At 61.9% G+C, this 15,618-nt stretch carries 15 protein-coding genes; 10 read left to right on the plus strand and 5 right to left on the minus strand.

Annotation, left to right across the window (positions count from 1 at the left end; translation table 11 throughout):
* Position 1: 1 nt before the first annotated feature.
* Positions 2-934, minus strand: a complete 933-nt coding sequence (locus BFQ03_RS02165; protein ID WP_032860976.1) for a transketolase family protein — start codon at positions 932-934, stop codon at positions 2-4.
* A complete protein-coding gene (locus tag BFQ03_RS02170) occupies positions 924-1,760 on the minus strand; it encodes a transketolase (protein WP_032860978.1) in 837 nt (278 codons plus the stop codon). Before BFQ03_RS02170 ends, BFQ03_RS02165 begins: the two co-directional genes overlap by 11 nt.
* Positions 1,761-2,122: 362 nt before the next feature.
* Here BFQ03_RS02170 and BFQ03_RS02175 point away from each other — a divergent pair, with 362 nt between their 5' ends.
* The 7 genes from BFQ03_RS02175 (at position 2,123) to tal (ending at position 9,300) form a co-directional block, all read left to right on the plus strand.
* Complete coding sequence (locus tag BFQ03_RS02175; RefSeq protein ID WP_032860980.1) at positions 2,123-3,127, plus strand: ABC transporter permease; 1,005 nt, start codon at positions 2,123-2,125, stop codon at positions 3,125-3,127.
* Positions 3,128-3,177: 50 nt separating this feature from the next.
* On the plus strand, positions 3,178-4,110 hold the full coding sequence (locus BFQ03_RS02180) for a sugar ABC transporter substrate-binding protein (protein ID WP_032860982.1): 933 nt from the start codon (positions 3,178-3,180) through the stop codon (positions 4,108-4,110).
* 15 nt (positions 4,111-4,125) lie between these two features.
* Positions 4,126-5,640 carry a sugar ABC transporter ATP-binding protein gene (locus BFQ03_RS02185; protein ID WP_032860984.1) on the plus strand — a complete coding sequence of 505 codons (1,515 nt, stop codon included), beginning with the start codon at positions 4,126-4,128 and terminating at the stop codon, positions 5,638-5,640.
* A gap of 91 nt (positions 5,641-5,731) precedes the next feature.
* Positions 5,732-6,496: an SDR family oxidoreductase gene (locus BFQ03_RS02190; RefSeq protein ID WP_032860985.1), complete on the plus strand. Its 765-nt coding sequence runs from the start codon at positions 5,732-5,734 to the stop codon at positions 6,494-6,496.
* Positions 6,497-6,527: 31 nt separating this feature from the next.
* The gene (locus BFQ03_RS02195) at positions 6,528-7,328 is read left to right on the plus strand and encodes a glucose 1-dehydrogenase (protein ID WP_065942398.1); all 801 of its coding nucleotides are present in this window, start codon (positions 6,528-6,530) and stop codon (positions 7,326-7,328) included.
* Between the two features lie 72 nt (positions 7,329-7,400).
* Positions 7,401-8,354 carry a sugar-binding transcriptional regulator gene (locus BFQ03_RS02200; protein WP_032860987.1) on the plus strand — a complete coding sequence of 318 codons (954 nt, stop codon included), beginning with the start codon at positions 7,401-7,403 and terminating at the stop codon, positions 8,352-8,354.
* Positions 8,355-8,376: 22 nt separating this feature from the next.
* On the plus strand, positions 8,377-9,300 hold the full coding sequence (gene tal / locus BFQ03_RS02205) for a transaldolase (RefSeq protein ID WP_032860988.1): 924 nt from the start codon (positions 8,377-8,379) through the stop codon (positions 9,298-9,300).
* A 54-nt stretch (positions 9,301-9,354) separates the two neighbouring features.
* Here tal and BFQ03_RS02210 read toward each other — a convergent pair whose 3' ends face one another.
* Both BFQ03_RS02210 and BFQ03_RS02215 read right to left on the minus strand, forming a co-directional pair.
* Positions 9,355-10,539: a sugar transporter gene (locus BFQ03_RS02210; protein WP_032860989.1), complete on the minus strand. Its 1,185-nt coding sequence runs from the start codon at positions 10,537-10,539 to the stop codon at positions 9,355-9,357.
* A gap of 87 nt (positions 10,540-10,626) precedes the next feature.
* Positions 10,627-11,625, minus strand: coding sequence for a bile acid:sodium symporter family protein (locus tag BFQ03_RS02215; RefSeq protein WP_065942399.1), 999 nt, complete (start codon positions 11,623-11,625; stop codon positions 10,627-10,629).
* 84 nt (positions 11,626-11,709) lie between these two features.
* Here BFQ03_RS02215 and BFQ03_RS02220 point away from each other — a divergent pair, with 84 nt between their 5' ends.
* Positions 11,710-12,498 carry an AraC family transcriptional regulator gene (locus BFQ03_RS02220; protein ID WP_032860992.1) on the plus strand — a complete coding sequence of 263 codons (789 nt, stop codon included), beginning with the start codon at positions 11,710-11,712 and terminating at the stop codon, positions 12,496-12,498.
* A 22-nt stretch (positions 12,499-12,520) separates the two neighbouring features.
* Here the strand turns inward: BFQ03_RS02220 and BFQ03_RS02225 are convergent, their stop codons facing one another.
* The gene (locus tag BFQ03_RS02225) at positions 12,521-13,549 is read right to left on the minus strand and encodes a LacI family DNA-binding transcriptional regulator (RefSeq protein WP_065942400.1); all 1,029 of its coding nucleotides are present in this window, start codon (positions 13,547-13,549) and stop codon (positions 12,521-12,523) included.
* Between the two features lie 213 nt (positions 13,550-13,762).
* On the opposite strand from BFQ03_RS02225, the gene BFQ03_RS02230 reads away from it, so the two are divergent.
* Positions 13,763-15,094: an MFS transporter gene (locus tag BFQ03_RS02230; RefSeq protein WP_032860995.1), complete on the plus strand. Its 1,332-nt coding sequence runs from the start codon at positions 13,763-13,765 to the stop codon at positions 15,092-15,094.
* 13 nt (positions 15,095-15,107) lie between these two features.
* A partial coding sequence (locus BFQ03_RS02235) for an amidase (protein WP_139115622.1) occupies positions 15,108-15,618 on the plus strand: 511 nt, incomplete at its 3' end.

The following is a 15,618-nucleotide window of genomic DNA, read 5'->3' on the forward strand; positions in this document are numbered from 1 at the left end:
ATCACCGCAACCGAGTGGCAGCCGCCACAATCCCAGCCGCGTCGATGCAATGCAAGGCGCGTGTCGGTTCGCGGGCGCCGGCGGCGGCGTACTCACCATCCCCAATGCCCAGGCGAATCAATGGCACGCCCAGCCCGGCCTCGGCCAGCACTTCGGCCACCAGGCTGCCGACGCCGCCGTTGATATTGTGTTCTTCCACGCTGATCACCCCACGCGTGCCACTGAGCACATTGAGCAAGACATCGCGCTGCAACGGCCGGATCGAGGACAGGTTGATCACCTGGGCCTCAATCCCCTGCTCGGCCAAACGTGCCGCCGCGTCCACCGCCTCATGCACCACTGACCCCAAGGCGACAATGCTCAGGTCCGCGCCCTGGCGCAACACATCGACCTGCCCCGGTACAAAACGGTATTGCGCACCATGCACATCGGGCAGCGCCTTGCCGTCCAGACGGATATACACCGGGCCCTGGTAACGCAGAGCGTAATCAACAATTTGCCGGCACTCGATGGCGTCGGCCGGAGCAAATATCTGCACATTGCCAAAGCCGCGCATCACCGAAATATCGTCCAGGCTGTGATGGGTGCTGGCCAGCGGGCCGTAGCTGGTGCCGGCATTGAGGCCGAACATCTTTACATTGGCCTGGTTGTAGCAGACATCCACCTTGATCTGCTCATTGGCCCGCGAGATCAGAAATGGCGCCGCATTGCAGGTGGCCGCAATCTTACCTCCCAGCGCCAGCCCGGCAGCGACGCTGACCAGCGACTGCTCGGCAATCCCGACATTGATCACGCGCTCGGGAAAACGCTGCATGAAGGGGCCGATCTTCGCCGTGGAGGTCGAGTCGCTGACCACAGGGACTACATCGAGGCCGGCATCCACCGCCGCCATGAAAGCCTCAACCATGACGCTCGCCAAATGTTCACTCGCCATGACTCAACTCCTCCAGTGCTGCGTTGATTTCATCACCCTTGGGCACGCGGTGGTGCCATTCGGGACGGGCTTCGATAAACGACACGCCCTTGCCCTTGATGGTGTGGGCGATCAGCACCTGCGGCGCGCCATGGCGGGTTTGCATGCGTTCCAGGGAGTCGATCAGTTGCGCCACGTCGTTACCGTCGCACTCGCTGACACTAAAGCCGAAGGCGGCCCATTTCACGTCCAGCGGGTCCAGCGGCATGATCTCGGCGGTCAGCCCGGCCAGTTGCAGCTTGTTCTTGTCGACGATCACAAACAGGTTGTCGAGGCCATACTTGGCCGCCGCCATCGCCGCTTCCCAGTTCGAACCTTCGGCCAGCTCACCGTCGCCGGTCAGCACATAGATGCGCTTTGGGCTGCCGGACATTTTCGCCGCCAGCGCCAGGCCCACAGCCACGGGCAAGCCATGGCCGAGGGCGCCGGTATTGAGTTCGATGCCTGGGGTTTTCTGGCGCACAGGGTGGCCCGGCAGGTGGGAGTTGAAATGCTGATAGGTCCCCAGCCATTGCTCTGGAATGTAGCCAGCCTGGGCCAGGCAGCAATACAAGCCACCGACGCCGTGGCCTTTGCTCTGGATGTAGATATCGCGCTCGGGATCTTCAGTACGCTCCGGGCCTGCGTTGAGGATGCGAAAGTACAAGGTGGCAAGGATGTCGGTTTCCGAGAGATCGGCACCGGTATGGCCGCCCGCTGGCGAGTCGGCGTTCAGGCGGATGATATTGCGCCGGATCAGGCGAGCCTGTTCCTTTATTTGCAGGGCGTCGTACTGGAAGGCATTCATGCAGCGGCTCCTGTGGGGCTGACCACGCGAGGTGAAAGTGTCCAAGGCTGCTTTTTGAATATTTATTCAGCCATGACAATATATTTATATTTAGGCGCCGTTCACGCGTCGGGTCAAGGGGCCGACTGGCTGAAAATCAAATAAATCGCTAAAAAAACCCTCGGACAGACGGTGAAAACCCCGCTGCAATCGCTCTGGTTCAAGGCTTACAGGGAGGTCTTGGCAGGTTGTACAAGCCCTCGAAGAAAATTAAAGCGCTTGACTTTACCCCCGTGGCACCGGAATCTGAATTAACAGTCAGGCATGCATATATATTCAGACAGCCATGACGACCTCCAAAAAAAATAAATCAGGAGAACCACGTGGACGCCAAAGCCTCGGTCCATCAGGCTGACCTCAAGCCCACCCGCCGCCCTCGGCTGGTCAAACTATTGCCCAGTAATATCGGCGGCCCGCTGATTGGCCTGGCCTTGCTGGTGCTGGTTTTCTCCTTCAGTTCCGAATTCTTCTTCTCCTTGCGCAATGGCCTGAACATTCTTGATCAGGTCACAGTGCTGGGCATCCTCGCCATTGGCATGACCGCCGTGATCGTCATCGGCGGTATCGACCTCTCGGTGGGTTCGGTACTGGCGTTCTCGATGATGATGCTCGGCTGGTTGTATCAGGATCAGGCCGTGCCGCTGGGCTTTGCCATCCCGATCTCGATTGCCACGGGCATGCTCGCCGGGCTGGTGTCCGGCGCATTGATCACCTACGCCAAGCTACCGCCATTCATTGCCACGCTGACCATGATGTCGGTGGCTCGCGGGCTGGCCAACATTCTCACGCAAGGGCGGCAGATCGTCGGCTACCCGGAATGGTTTACCAACCTGGCGACCGTGCGCCATTTCGGCTTCCTCTCGGCCACCGTCGGGTTGTTCCTGGTGATGCTGGTAGTGGCCTGGGTGTTCCTGCGCTTTCGCGCGGGTGGCCGTAACCTCTATGCGATTGGCGGCAGCCCGGAAGTCGCGCGCCTGTCGGGGATCAAGGTGCGGGCGATTACCTTGTGGGTGTACGCCGTCAGCGGCGCCTTGGCCGGGATCGCCGCCGTGACCATGGCCGCCCGCCTCGACTCCTCGCAACCCAGCGCCGGCCTGACCCTGGAACTGGACGCCATCGCCGCCGTGGTGATTGGCGGAGCCAGCCTCAGCGGCGGCGTCGGCAGTGTCGGTGGCACCCTGGTGGGTGTGCTGATCATCGGCGTGCTGCGCAACGGCCTCAACCTGCTGGGGGTTTCCCCGTTCATTCAACAAGTGGTGATTGGTGTGGTGATTGCGCTGGCCGTGACCATCGACACCCTGCGCCGCCGTTCCAGTACCGCCCGTTAAACCTGTCCGCCAGTTGACACCCTCCAACAATAAAACCAGGAGTCACCGACATGTTCATCACCAAGAAACTGCTGCTTGCCACTGCCTTTGCCGCCGCGACACTGGGCAGCGTCGGCACCACCTGGGCCAAGGACCTGACCATCGGCCTGGCCGTGGCCAATCTGCAAGCCGACTTCTTCAACCAGATCAAACAATCGGTGGAAGCCGAGGGCAAGGCCAAGGGGATCAAGGTGATCACCGTCGATGCCCAGGGCAACTCCTCGACCCAGGTCAGCCAGATTGAAGACCTGATCACCCGCCAGATCGACGTGCTCATCTACATCCCCGCCGGTGCCACGGCTGCCGGTGTGCCGGTCAAAGCCGCCAAGGCTGCGGGTATCCCGGTGATCGCCGTGGACCGCAATGCACCTGACGCACCGGGCGATACCTTTATTGCCAGCGACAGCGTGGCCGGGGCCAAGGCGCTCGCCGAGTACGTGGGCAAAGTCACCGAGGGCAAGGGCCGCATTGCGATCCTCCAGGGCCAGTTGGGTACGACCCCGGAAAACGATCGGGCCAAGGGTTTTGCCGAAGGTCTCAAAGCGTTCCCCGAACTCACAGTGGTCGCCGAACAGCCGGCCGAATGGGCCCAGGACAAAGGCTTCGCCGTGGCCCAGGACCTGCTCCAGCGCGACCCGAACATCACCGTATTCTTCGGGCGGGCCGATGCCATGGCACTGGGCGCCGCGCAGGCGGTAAAAGTCGGCAATCTCGACCATAAGGTGGTCGTGGTGGGGTTTGACGGCGATGTCGCCGGTCTCAAGGCCGTGCAAAACGGTGTACTCAACGCAACCATGACCCAACAGACGCAAAAAATGGGACGCCTGGCCGTGGCCTCGGCGATCGACCTCAAGGCCGGCAAGGCGGTGCCCAAGGAGCAACTGCTGGAAACCGTGTTGACCACCAAGGACAACGTCGCGCCTTTCCTGCAACAACACCCTTGAGCCCTGGAGTTCGCCATGCAAGCCGCACTGGATAACCGTCATCCCCAACCGGACGCCGTACTGTGCCTGCGCGATATCGGCAAGGCCTACGGTCCGGTGCAGGTGCTGTCGCAGATCAATGTCGATATCCGTCCCGGCGAAGTGCTGGCCTTGCTGGGCGAGAACGGCGCCGGCAAGTCCACCTTGTCGTCGATCATTGCCGGTGTGGTGCAACCCGATGCTGGCGGTTCGATGACCTGGCAGGGCCAGCCCTATGCGCCCGCCTCCCCCGGCGCGGCGCTGGGGGTTGGCATCGGCCTGATCCACCAGGAAATCCGCCTGCTGGCGCAACTGTCGATTGCCGAGAATATCTTTGTCGGCCGCCTGCCCATGCGTTTTGGCCGGGTGGACCGTGAATACATCGAAGCCCAGGCGCAGATTCAGTTGCAACGCCTGGGCCTGAATGTCCCGGCATCCCGCAAGGTCGAAGGCTTGAGCGTCGCCGCCCAGCAACTGGTGGAGATCGCCAAGGCCCTGACCCTCAAGGCGCGGCTGCTGATCCTCGATGAACCAACGGCGGCCCTGGGCGGTGAGGAAACCGAGTTGTTGTTCCAGCAGGTCGAACGGCTCAAGGCCGAAGGCGTTTCGTTCATTTACATCAGCCATCGCCTGGAAGAAATCGCACGCATCGCCGACCGCATCCTGGTGCTGCGCGATGGCCGGCAGATTGCCTTGCACGCCAGCGCCCAGGTGCCGGTGCGCGAGCTGGTCGAGCAAATGGTCGGGCGCAGCCTGGAGCGGATCTTCCCGACCCTGCATGCGCCAAAGGAACACGTGATGTTGCAGGTCAAGGACCTCAGTTGCCGCGAGTTTGCCTTGCACGGTATTGATTTCAGCGTGCGGGCCGGTGAGGTGTTCGGGATCGCCGGGGTGGTTGGCGCCGGGCGTACCGAGCTGGTGCGCGCCATCGCCGGCGCCGCCGAAGATATCCAGGGCCACTTGCAACTGGACGGCCAGGTTCGCCGCCTGCGCACCCCCTGCGAAGCGATCCAGGCCGGCGTGGTATTGGTACCCGAAGATCGTAAGCAGCAAGGGGTGGTGGTCGAGCATCGCATCGAGGACAACCTGGTATATGGCAATACCGACCTGCTGGATAAAAGCGGTTGGGTCATCCCCAGTCGCCTGCGCGAATTTGCCCAGACGGCAGTAGCGCGCCTCGGCGTCAAAGGTGCGCCGCAGCAGCGGATTTCCAGCCTGTCGGGCGGCAACCAGCAGAAAGTGATCATCGCCAAATGGCTGGCGCGCAACCCCAAGGTGTTCATTCTCGATGAGCCGACCCGTGGCATCGACGTCGGCGCGCGGGCGGCGATCTATGAAGTCATCGCGGACCTGGCGGCCAAGGGCATGGCGGTGATTGTGGTCAGTTCCGACCTGGATGAAGTGCTGGGCTTGTCCCATCGAGTGATGGTGATGAGCCGCGGGCGGCAGATGGGGATATTGGCGCGTGGTGAAGCAACCCCCGTCTCGGTGATGGAGATGGCCACCGCCTGAACAACGCTGCCCCTTGTAGGAGCTGGCTTGCCAGCTCCCACATTTTGATCTCCATTGTTCTCACAAATACACACTGACTCGGAGTCCCCCCATGCAACTGTTCAGTCTCAAAGGCCAAGTTGCCTTCGTCACCGGTGCCGGCAGTGGCATCGGCCAGGCCATCGCGGTCGGCCTGGCTGAAGCCGGTGCCGATGTGGCCTGTTTCGACCTGCCCGGCAGCCCCGGTATGCGCAGCACCATCGAACGCATCGAGGCCCTTGGCCGTCGCGGCCTGGCCCTGGCTGGTACGGTCACCCGCCGTGATGAGCTGGACGCCGCTGTCGCCCGCACCGAGAAAGCCCTCGGCGAGTTGAGTGTGGCCGTCAACTGTGCCGGCATTGCCAATGCCCAGGCGGCCGAAGACCTGGAGCTGGAACGCTGGAAAACCACCCTGGATATCAACCTCACGGGGATCTTCCTCAGTTGCCAGGCCCAGGCCGCCGTGATGCTGCCACGAGGCAAGGGTGCCATCGTCAATATCGCCTCGATGTCCGGCAGCATCGTCAACCGCGGCCTGCTGCAAGCCCACTACAACACCTCCAAGGCCGGGGTGATTCACCTGAGCAAAAGCCTGGCGATGGAATGGGCCGACAAGGGCCTGCGGGTCAACTGCATCAGCCCCGGCTACACCGCCACGCCGATGAATTCGCGCCCTGAGGTCGCCGACCAGGTGAAGATTTTCGAACAGACCACCCCCATGGGCCGCATGGCCAGCGTGGAAGAAATGGTCGGCCCGGCGATTTTCCTGGTCAGCCAGGCATCGTCTTTCTGCACCGGTGTCGACCTGTTGGTCGATGGCGGTTTTGTCTGCTGGTAAGCCTTTGAAAAACAACCGTGGAGCCCGTGACATGTCGCAACGATTCAGCGGTAAAACCATCGTGATCACCGGCGCCTGCCGTGGCATCGGCGCCGGCATTGCCGAGCGCTTTGCCCAGGAAGGCGCCAACCTGGTGCTGGCCTCCAATGACCTGGAGCGCGTGACCTTCACCGCCGAGCAACTGGCCCGCGAATACACGGTCGAGGCCCTGGCAATGGCCATCGATGTCACCTGCGAAAGCGATATCGAAAAGCTCTATCACGATGCCCATGCACGCTTTGGCAGCATCGACGTGTCAGTGCAGAACGCCGGCATCATCACCATCGACCACTACGACAAAATGCCCCGCGCCGATTTCGACAAGGTGCTGCAAGTCAACACCACCGGGGTCTGGCTGAGTTGCCGGGAAGCGGCCAAGTACATGGTCAAGCAAGGCAGCGGGCGGTTGATCAACACCTCTTCCGGCCAGGGCCGCCAGGGTTTTATCTACACCCCGCACTACGCCGCGAGCAAAATGGGGGTGATCGGCATCACCCAAAGCCTGGCGCTGGAACTGGCGCGGCACAACATTACGGTCAACGCGTTCTGCCCTGGCATCATCGAAAGCGAGATGTGGGACTACAACGACCGCGTGTGGGGCGAAATCCTCAGCACCGACGAAAAGCGCTACGCCAAGGGCGAGTTGATGGCCGAATGGGTCAAGAACATCCCGTTGCGCCGCGCCGGCAAGCCTTCGGACGTCGCCGGCCTGGTGGCCTTCCTGGCCTCGGATGACGCCGCTTACCTGACCGGCCAGGCAATCAATATCGACGGTGGGCTGATCATGTCGTAACGAGCGGCGCCGGTTTGGTATCCTCACCGGCATTGTTGTTGTGCCCCTCACGATAAGGAACCTGAGGCCTTCATGAGCCAGATCGAAGAACAGCGCCTGATCACCAAGATCGCCAGCCTCTATTACGAGGAAGGGCTCAAGCAATCCGAGATTTCCGAACAGCTCGACTTGTCCCAGTCCTTTATCAGCCGCGCCCTGCGCCGGGCGCTGCAGGAAGGCGTGGTAAAAATCAGCGTAATGCGCCTGCAAGGCCTGCACCTGGAGCTGGAAAGCCAGTTGCAGCGCCGCTATGGCGTGCGCCGGGTAATCGTGGTCGAAGCCACGGAACCGGGCAACGATGAGAGCATCAAGCAAGCCATCGGCTCGGCCGCCGCACACTACCTGGAAACCAGCCTGTCGCCCCAGGACCATATCGGCATCTCATCGTGGAGCAGCACCATCCGTGCCATGGTTGGCCATCTGCATGTGCAGCCCGGCAAGCAAGGCGCCGAGGAAGTGGTGCAACTGCTCGGCGGCGTCGGCAACAAAGGCGCGTTCGAGGCCACCCTGCTGACCCAGCGCCTGGCCACCCTGCTCAACTGCCCGGCGTTCCTGCTGCCCTCGCAAAGCATCGAGCAATCGGTGGAGAGCAAGCAGCGCATCATCGAGATGGAAGAGGTCAAGGAAGTCCTCAACCGCTTCGACAGCATCACCCTGGCGATTGTCGGCATCGGTGACCTGGAACCCTCGCAACTGCTGCGCAACAGCGGCAACTACTACACCGAAGACATGCTGCGCCTGCTGGCCGAGCGTGGCGCAGTGGGCGATATCTGCCTGCGTTACTTCGACGCCGAAGGCCGCCCGGTACTGGAAGAGGATGAAGAATTCGTCGTGTCCGTCGCCCTGCCCAAGTTGCGCGCGATCCAACGCGTGCTGGGCCTGGCAGGCGGGCTGAACAAGGTCCAGGCGATTCGTGGCGCGCTCAAGGGCGGCTATCTGGACGTACTGGTCACCGACCTGGAAACCGCCCAGGCCCTCAACACCTAACCTTTAAGGAGATTGCCCGCCCATGACCTCGAAACTCGAACAACTCAAGCAATTCACGACCGTGGTCTGCGACACCGGCGACCTTGACGCCATCTCCCGCCTACGCCCGGTGGACGCCACCACCAACCCGTCGCTGCTGCTCAAGGCCGCCGCCATCCCGGACTACGCCGACCTGCTGCGCAGCGCCGTCGCCCAGGCCAAGGGTGATGTGGGCCTGGCGTGCGACCAGTTCGCGGTGTCGGTGGGCTGCGGCATTCTCAAGGTGATTCCGGGGCGTATCTCCACCGAAGTCGATGCGCGCCTGTCCTTCGATGAAGAGGCGCTGTGGGCCAAGGCCAACCAATTGATCGCCCTCTACGACCAGGCTGGCGTGGGGCGTGACCGGGTGCTGATCAAGCTGGCCTCGACCTGGGAAGGTATCCGCACTGCCGAGCGCCTGGAAAAAGCCGGGATCCAGACCAACCTGACCCTGCTGTTCTCCTTCGCCCAGGCCCAGGCCTGTGCTGACGCCGGGGTGTTTTTGATTTCGCCGTTCGTGGGTCGCATTTACGATTGGTACCGCAAGAGCACCGGCCTGGACTACACCGGCGCTGAGGACCCAGGCGTGCAGTCGGTGACGCGCATCTACAACTACTACAAGGCCAACGACATCCAGACCGTGGTCATGGGCGCCAGCTTCCGTACCCTGAGCCAGATCGAACAACTGGCCGGCTGCGACCGCCTGACCATCAGCCCCGACCTGCTGCAACAACTGGATGCCGACCAGGGGCCGCTGCAGCGCAAATTGCAGCCGGGCGTAGCCGGTGAGCCGCGTCAGCACCTAAGCGAAGCGCAATTTCGCTGGGCGTCCAATGAAGATGCGATGGCGACCGAAAAACTGGCCGAGGGCATTCGCCAGTTTGCGCGGGATCAGGAGAAGCTGGAGGCCGTGTTGGCAGGGCTATAAACGTCTCCTGGGTATGAGCCGGCTTGCCGGCTCATACCGCAAACGTCGTTTGCCTTATTCGCTTGATCCACCCTGCCCAAACCGATAAATCGACAGGCAATACAGCCCCAACGCCGCCACCGCCAGCAAGCCCCCCGCTGCGCCAATCCAGGCAAAGCCGAAGTGCCCGCCAACCCAACTACCCAGCAACGCCCCGCCCCCAATGCCGATGTTGTAGATCCCGGAGAACATCGCCATCGCCACATCCGTGGCATCCGGCGCCAGCACCAGGACCTTCGATTGCAAGGCCAAGCCAAAGGCCATGATCGCCATGCCCCAGAACACGCTCAACACCACCAGGTACGAGACATCGCCGCTCAGTGGCAAGAGCAGCCCCAGGCACAGCGCCAGCACCGATACGGCCACCAGCAGAAAACGGTAGGGATTGAAACGGTGCAGCACACTGAACAGCAACGAGCCAATGATCCCCGCCCCGCCAAACACCAGCAGCACCAGGGTCACCGCATTGCCTCCCAGGCCAGCGACGCCTTCGACAAAAGGCTCGATGTAGCTGTAGGCAGTGAATTGGGCAGTGACCACCATTGCGGTCAAGATATACAACGCCACCAGCGCCGGGCGCTTGAACAGCATCGGCAGGCTGCGCAGCGAGCCGGAGTTCTGGCTCGGCAACAGCGGCAAGGTGCGCGCCAGCCAGAACACCAGGGCGGCGGCAAAGCCGGCGATCACAATGAATGTGGTGCGCCAGCCCATGGCTTCACCCAGCAGGCGGCCCAAGGGAATCCCCAGGACCATCGCCAACGAGGTGCCTGTGGCCAACAAGCCCAGCGCCTGCACCTGCTTGCCCGGCGGCGCCAGGCGCACTGCCAGGGAGGCGGTGATCGACCAGAACAGCGCATGGGACAAGGCAATGCCGATACGGCTGACCATCAACAAGCCAAAGCTGGTGGCCACGCTGGAAAGGATATGGCTGGCGATAAACATGCCGAACAACACGATCAGCAGCTTGCGCCGCTCAACGTTACGGGTCAGCAACATCACCGGCAGCGACGTCAATGACACCACCCACGCATAAATCGTGAGCATCAGGCCGACCTTGGCGATGGGCATGTCGAAGCTCGCGCCGATGGCGCTGAGCAGGCCGACCGGCACAAATTCCGTGGTGTTGAATACAAAGGCGGCCAACGCCAGGGCGATGACCGGTTGCCAGTTGGCTTGAGGTGTTGCGGCGCAAGTGCTCATCGACGGGTCGTTTTACTCTGTTACGCGCCGATCCTGACGGCCCGATGCCAGCCCTTGAGCGGCGCGCAAAAATAGTAACACGATGGTTCAGGGATCGACTTGCGCCATGATCTCGGGAATGGTTTCCGGGCGGTTGGCATAGCGCTGGGCCAGTACCGCGCAAACCATCAATTGAATCTGATGAAACAGCATCAACGGCAGGATCAATACGCCTATGGTGCTGCCGGCGAACAACACCTGGGCCATCGGCACCCCGGTGGCCAGGCTTTTCTTCGAACCGCAGAACAGGATGGTGATGCGGTCTTCCTGATTAAAACCAAACGCTTTACCCAATAGCGCGGACGCTGCCAGCACCAGCGCCAGCAAGATGCAGCACGCCACCACCAGGCCGCCCAATTCCCATAGCGGGATCTGGTGCCAGATACCTTCGGTGACCGCTTCGCTGAAAGCGCCGTAGACCACCAGCAGGATCGAACCCTGATCGACGAACTTCAGCCAATTTTTATTGCGCCCCACCCACTCGCCGATCCAGCGCCGGGCGATCTGCCCGGCAATGAATGGCAGCAGCAGTTGCACGCTGATCTTGAGAATGGCATCCAGGGTAGAGCCGCCATCACCGTGTACGTTGAGCAGCAGAGTCACCAGCAACGGTGTGAGGAAAATCCCGAACAGGCTGGACGCCGCCGCACTGCAGATCGCCGCCGGGATATTGCCCCGCGCCAGCGAAGTAAAGGCAATCGCCGACTGCACCGTGGCCGGCAACGCACACAAATAGAGCATGCCCATGTACAAGTCTTTGCCGATCATCGGCGCCAACAGCGGCTTGAGCGCCAGACCCAGCAGCGGAAACAGCACGAAGGTCAGGCTGAACACCAGCAGGTGCAAACGCCAGTGCCCGGCCCCGGCGACGATGGCCTGGCGCGACAGTTTGGCGCCATGCAGGAAGAACAACAGCGCGATCGCCAGGTTGGTCACCCAGCCAAAGGCCACAGCGGTCTGGCCGCTGGCTGGCAGCAAGGAGGCGAGAACCACCGTGGCAATCAAGGTCAGGGTGAAATTGTCGGGTAAAAACCGGGGGCGGGTCATGGGCTGTTCTTCCGGGGGTTGCCAGGGCGTTGTGCCGACTCTAACGTAACGACCTATTACCGACTAACGCCAATGAGCCAGTAAATGCCGCCTAAAGGACATGCAAAGGCCGTTCGCCGCACCATCCCCGGGCTCTCCAGCCTGCCGCGCCCGGTGTATGGCCGCACCGAATCCCTGCCCAACCGCGCCCTGACCCGCCGCCATAGCCATCCGTGGGTGCAGTTGTCCTATGCAATCAGCGGGGTGCTGGAGATCCAGACCAGCGCCGGGCGCTTTATCGCTCCGCCGCAACGGGCCGTGTGGATCCCGGCGGGGATGGCGCACCGCGTGTTCAGTTCGCCCCATACCGAAATGCGCAGCTTGTACCTGGACTGTAGCGTGACGACCTGGGCGGCCGAGCGCTGCCAGGTATTGGCGGTGAGCGACCTGTTGCGCGAACTGATCCGGCGTTTCAGCGAACTGCCGGTGGAATATGCCGAGGATGGCCCGGACGGCCGCCTGGCGCAGGTGCTGCTGGACCAATTGGCCGCCGCACCGCAGGTCGACTTGATGCTGCCGCTGCCTGTGGACAGCCGGTTGCGGCAGATCTATCGCAGCTTGAGCCTGCACCCGGAACAGGCGACCACGTTGGGGCAGTGGAGCCAGAAGTTGGGCATCAGCGAGAAAACCTTGAGCCGGTTGTTCTTGAGCGATACCGGCCTGACATTTCGCGCCTGGCGCCAACGGTTGCGATTGCTCGGCGCCCTGCCCGACCTGGAGCGCGGGGAACGGGTGACGGATGTGGCGCTGGGGTGTGGGTATGAGTCGGTTTCGGCGTTTATTGCGGCATTTCGCCAGCAGTTTGATGCGACACCAGGGGAGTTTTTTCGCTGATCTCTGGCCCGCTCCCACACCTTCAGCGCAACACCAAAGAACTCGCCCGCACCTGCAACTGCGGCGTCAGCATGATCGATTCGACAGCCTCACCCTGGATGCGCTTGAGCAACAGCTCAACCGCATGTCGGCCCATCTCGGCCAACGGCAGGCGCACGCTGGTCAGTGGCACCATCAATTCATTGGCCAGCGGTATGTCGTTGAAACCCACCACGGCAATGTCCTTGCCCGGCATCAAGCCCTTGTCACGTGCGGCCCCCATCAAGCCGATGGCCAGGAAGTCATTGACCGCAAAAAACGCCTGGGGCCGTGGGCTCAGGCCCAACAGATACTCGCCCTGGCGGTGCCCGGTCAGGCTGTCGAAAGGACCATTGAGCGTCCACTCCGGGCGTAGCGTGATGCCTTGCTCGCGGTAATAGCGGGTAAACCCGCGTGTGCGATCAGCTCCGGTCGAGGCATGCCGCTCACCCGCCAGAATGGCCACCTCGCGACAGCCCAACCGGTACAAGTGCTCGGCCGCCAACCAGCCGCCCAGTTCATCGTCACTGCACGCAGCCAGATGCCCGGCAATCTGGCGACTGACCAGCACGTAGGGAATGTGTTTGCGCGTCAGAAGGTCGAGCAGCGGCTGGCTTTCGCCCACATGTGAATCACCGACGATCAGCCCCGCCACCGAGCGGCGCAAGGCGTGTTCGGCACGTGCCATCTGGCGTGTTTGCTGGTCGTCGGTATTGGAGACGAAGGTCAGGTAGCCGGCCTGTTCGGCGGCACTGTCAATGCTGTCATAAATAGTCGCCATCACCAGATCGGTGAGCCTTGGCATGAGCACACAGATTTCCTGGCTTTTGCGCAACTTCAGGCTCGATGCCTGGGTGTTCGGCCGATAGTCCAGCTCTGTGGCCAATGCACGAATACGCGCCACCACGTCGGCCGACGCCGCACGCTCTACCCCCGCCGGGTCGCCATTGAGTACCCGGGACACGGTGGAAACATGCACGCCAAGTGCGGTCGCCATGGACTTCAAGGTGGCTGGGCGAGATGGGCTCGACATGGTTGAGAGGCTTCCAGCAGTCGGTTATTTAGCGCGCAGAGTCTACCCGAACAGGCGCGTCGCAACCGCAGATAAATCTTTGCCCAAACGTTTGACTAAAATTTTCTGCCGCCTTACATTTCGCCAACCCAAACGTTTGGGCAACACAATAAAAATACGCCGAACGCGGCCGACTTTTTGACTTCTGCCATCATTTTGAAGAGTCAGATCCCTATGAATAGCCTTGCTATCCCGTCTTTCCGCTATCAGATTTTCTTCCTGATCATGCTGATGGCCCTGCTCAACTACATTGACCGCGGCGCGATTGCCTATGCGTCGGCGAGCATTCTTCCCGAGTATGGTTTCGACAAAGCCGACTGGGGCAATGTGCTGGGTTACTTCGGTTACGGCTACATTCTTGGGGCACTGGTCGGTGGCATCCTGGCCGACCGCTTTGGTGCCAAGCGCATCTGGCTGATCGCCGGCGCCACGTGGTCGATCTTCGAAATTGCCACGGCCTTTGCCGGCGATTTCGGGCTGGCGTTCCTGGGCGGCTCGGCCATGGCCGGTTTTGCCACGATCCGCGTGATGTTCGGGTTTGCCGAAGGTCCGGCGTACTCGGTGATCAACAAGAGCGTGGCCAACTGGGCCACGCCCAAAGAGCGCGGTTTCGTCGTCTCGGTCGGGCTTTTGAGCACCCCGTTGGGTGCGCTGTTGACCGCGCCCGTGGCTGTGGGCCTGCAAACCCTGACCGGTAGCTGGCGCAGCATGTTTGTGGTGCTGGGTGTGGTCAGTCTGTTGCTGCTGATCTTTTTCATGACCCGCTTCACCAACACCCCGGATGAAAACCCGCGCGTGTCCAAGGCGGAACTCGACTTCCTGCGCAAAGAGCGCGCCGAAGCCGCCAATGCATCAACGCCCACCACCAGCGTGGCGCCGATCTGGCACTTCTTCAAGAACAAGGACCTGCTGCTCAACGCCGTCGGTTACTTCTCGTTTGTATACGTGACCTTCCTGCTGCTGACCTGGACCCCCAAATACCTGCAGGACGAGTTCCACTACAACCTGTCGTCGCTGTGGTACATGGGCATGATCCCCTGGACCGGCGCCTGCTTCACCGTGCTGTTGGGCGGCAAGATTTCGGACCTGCTGCTGCGCCGCACCGGCAACCTGAAAGTCGCCCGCAGTTGGCTGGCCGCGACCTGCCTGCTGCTGACAACCCTGTGTTTCATCATGGTTTCCCAGGCCCAGACCGTCTGGGGTGTGATTGCCCTGATGACGCTGGCCAACGCGCTCAACGCGCTGCCCAACTCCGTCTACTGGGCCGTGGTGATCGATACTGCGCCCTCCAATCGGGTTGGCGCCTACAGCGGCATGACGCATTTCATCGCCAACACCGCTTCGTTCATCGCCCCAATGCTCACTGGCTACCTGACCGTTCGTTACGGCTACTCATCGATGTTCGTAGCCGCTGCCGTGGCCACGGCGCTGGGCATGAGCGCCATGCTGATGGTGCGCCCAGGTGGGCGCCAGCAAGCCCCGTCCTCTATACCCGCCGTTGTTTGATGGAGTTGCTTATATGAGCCTGGTGAAGCCTACCCACACTGGATACTTTTTTGGCCTGTCGATCGTCACGCTGGCCGAGCGCCTGCGTGCCGGCAACGTGACCAGTGTCGAGCTGACGCAAGCCGCCCTGGACAGCATCGAACGCTTGAATCCGCTATTGAATGCGTTCGTCAGCGTCGATGCACCTGTCGCACTGGCCCAGGCGCGCAAGGCCGATGCGCTGTTGGCCCAAGGCCAGGACCTGGGCCCGCTGCACGGCATACCGGTAGCGGTCAAAGACAACATCGACACGTTTGACTATGTCACCACCTATGGCTCAGCGCATTTCGACGGCTTCCAGCCGGACCACGATGCGCTGTGCGTGCAACGCGTACGCGAGGCTGGAGCCGTGATTATCGGCAAGACCTTGACCCACGAGTTCGCCTACGGCCCGACCGGCGACCGCTCGCTGCAAGGGGCTGCACGCAACCCGTGGGATGCCCGTTGCATCACCGGCGGCTCCAGCGCCGGCAGTGCCGCGGCGG

This window comes from Pseudomonas sp. 25 R 14, assembly GCF_900004755.1.
Lineage (GTDB): Bacteria > Pseudomonadota > Gammaproteobacteria > Pseudomonadales > Pseudomonadaceae > Aquipseudomonas > Aquipseudomonas brenneri.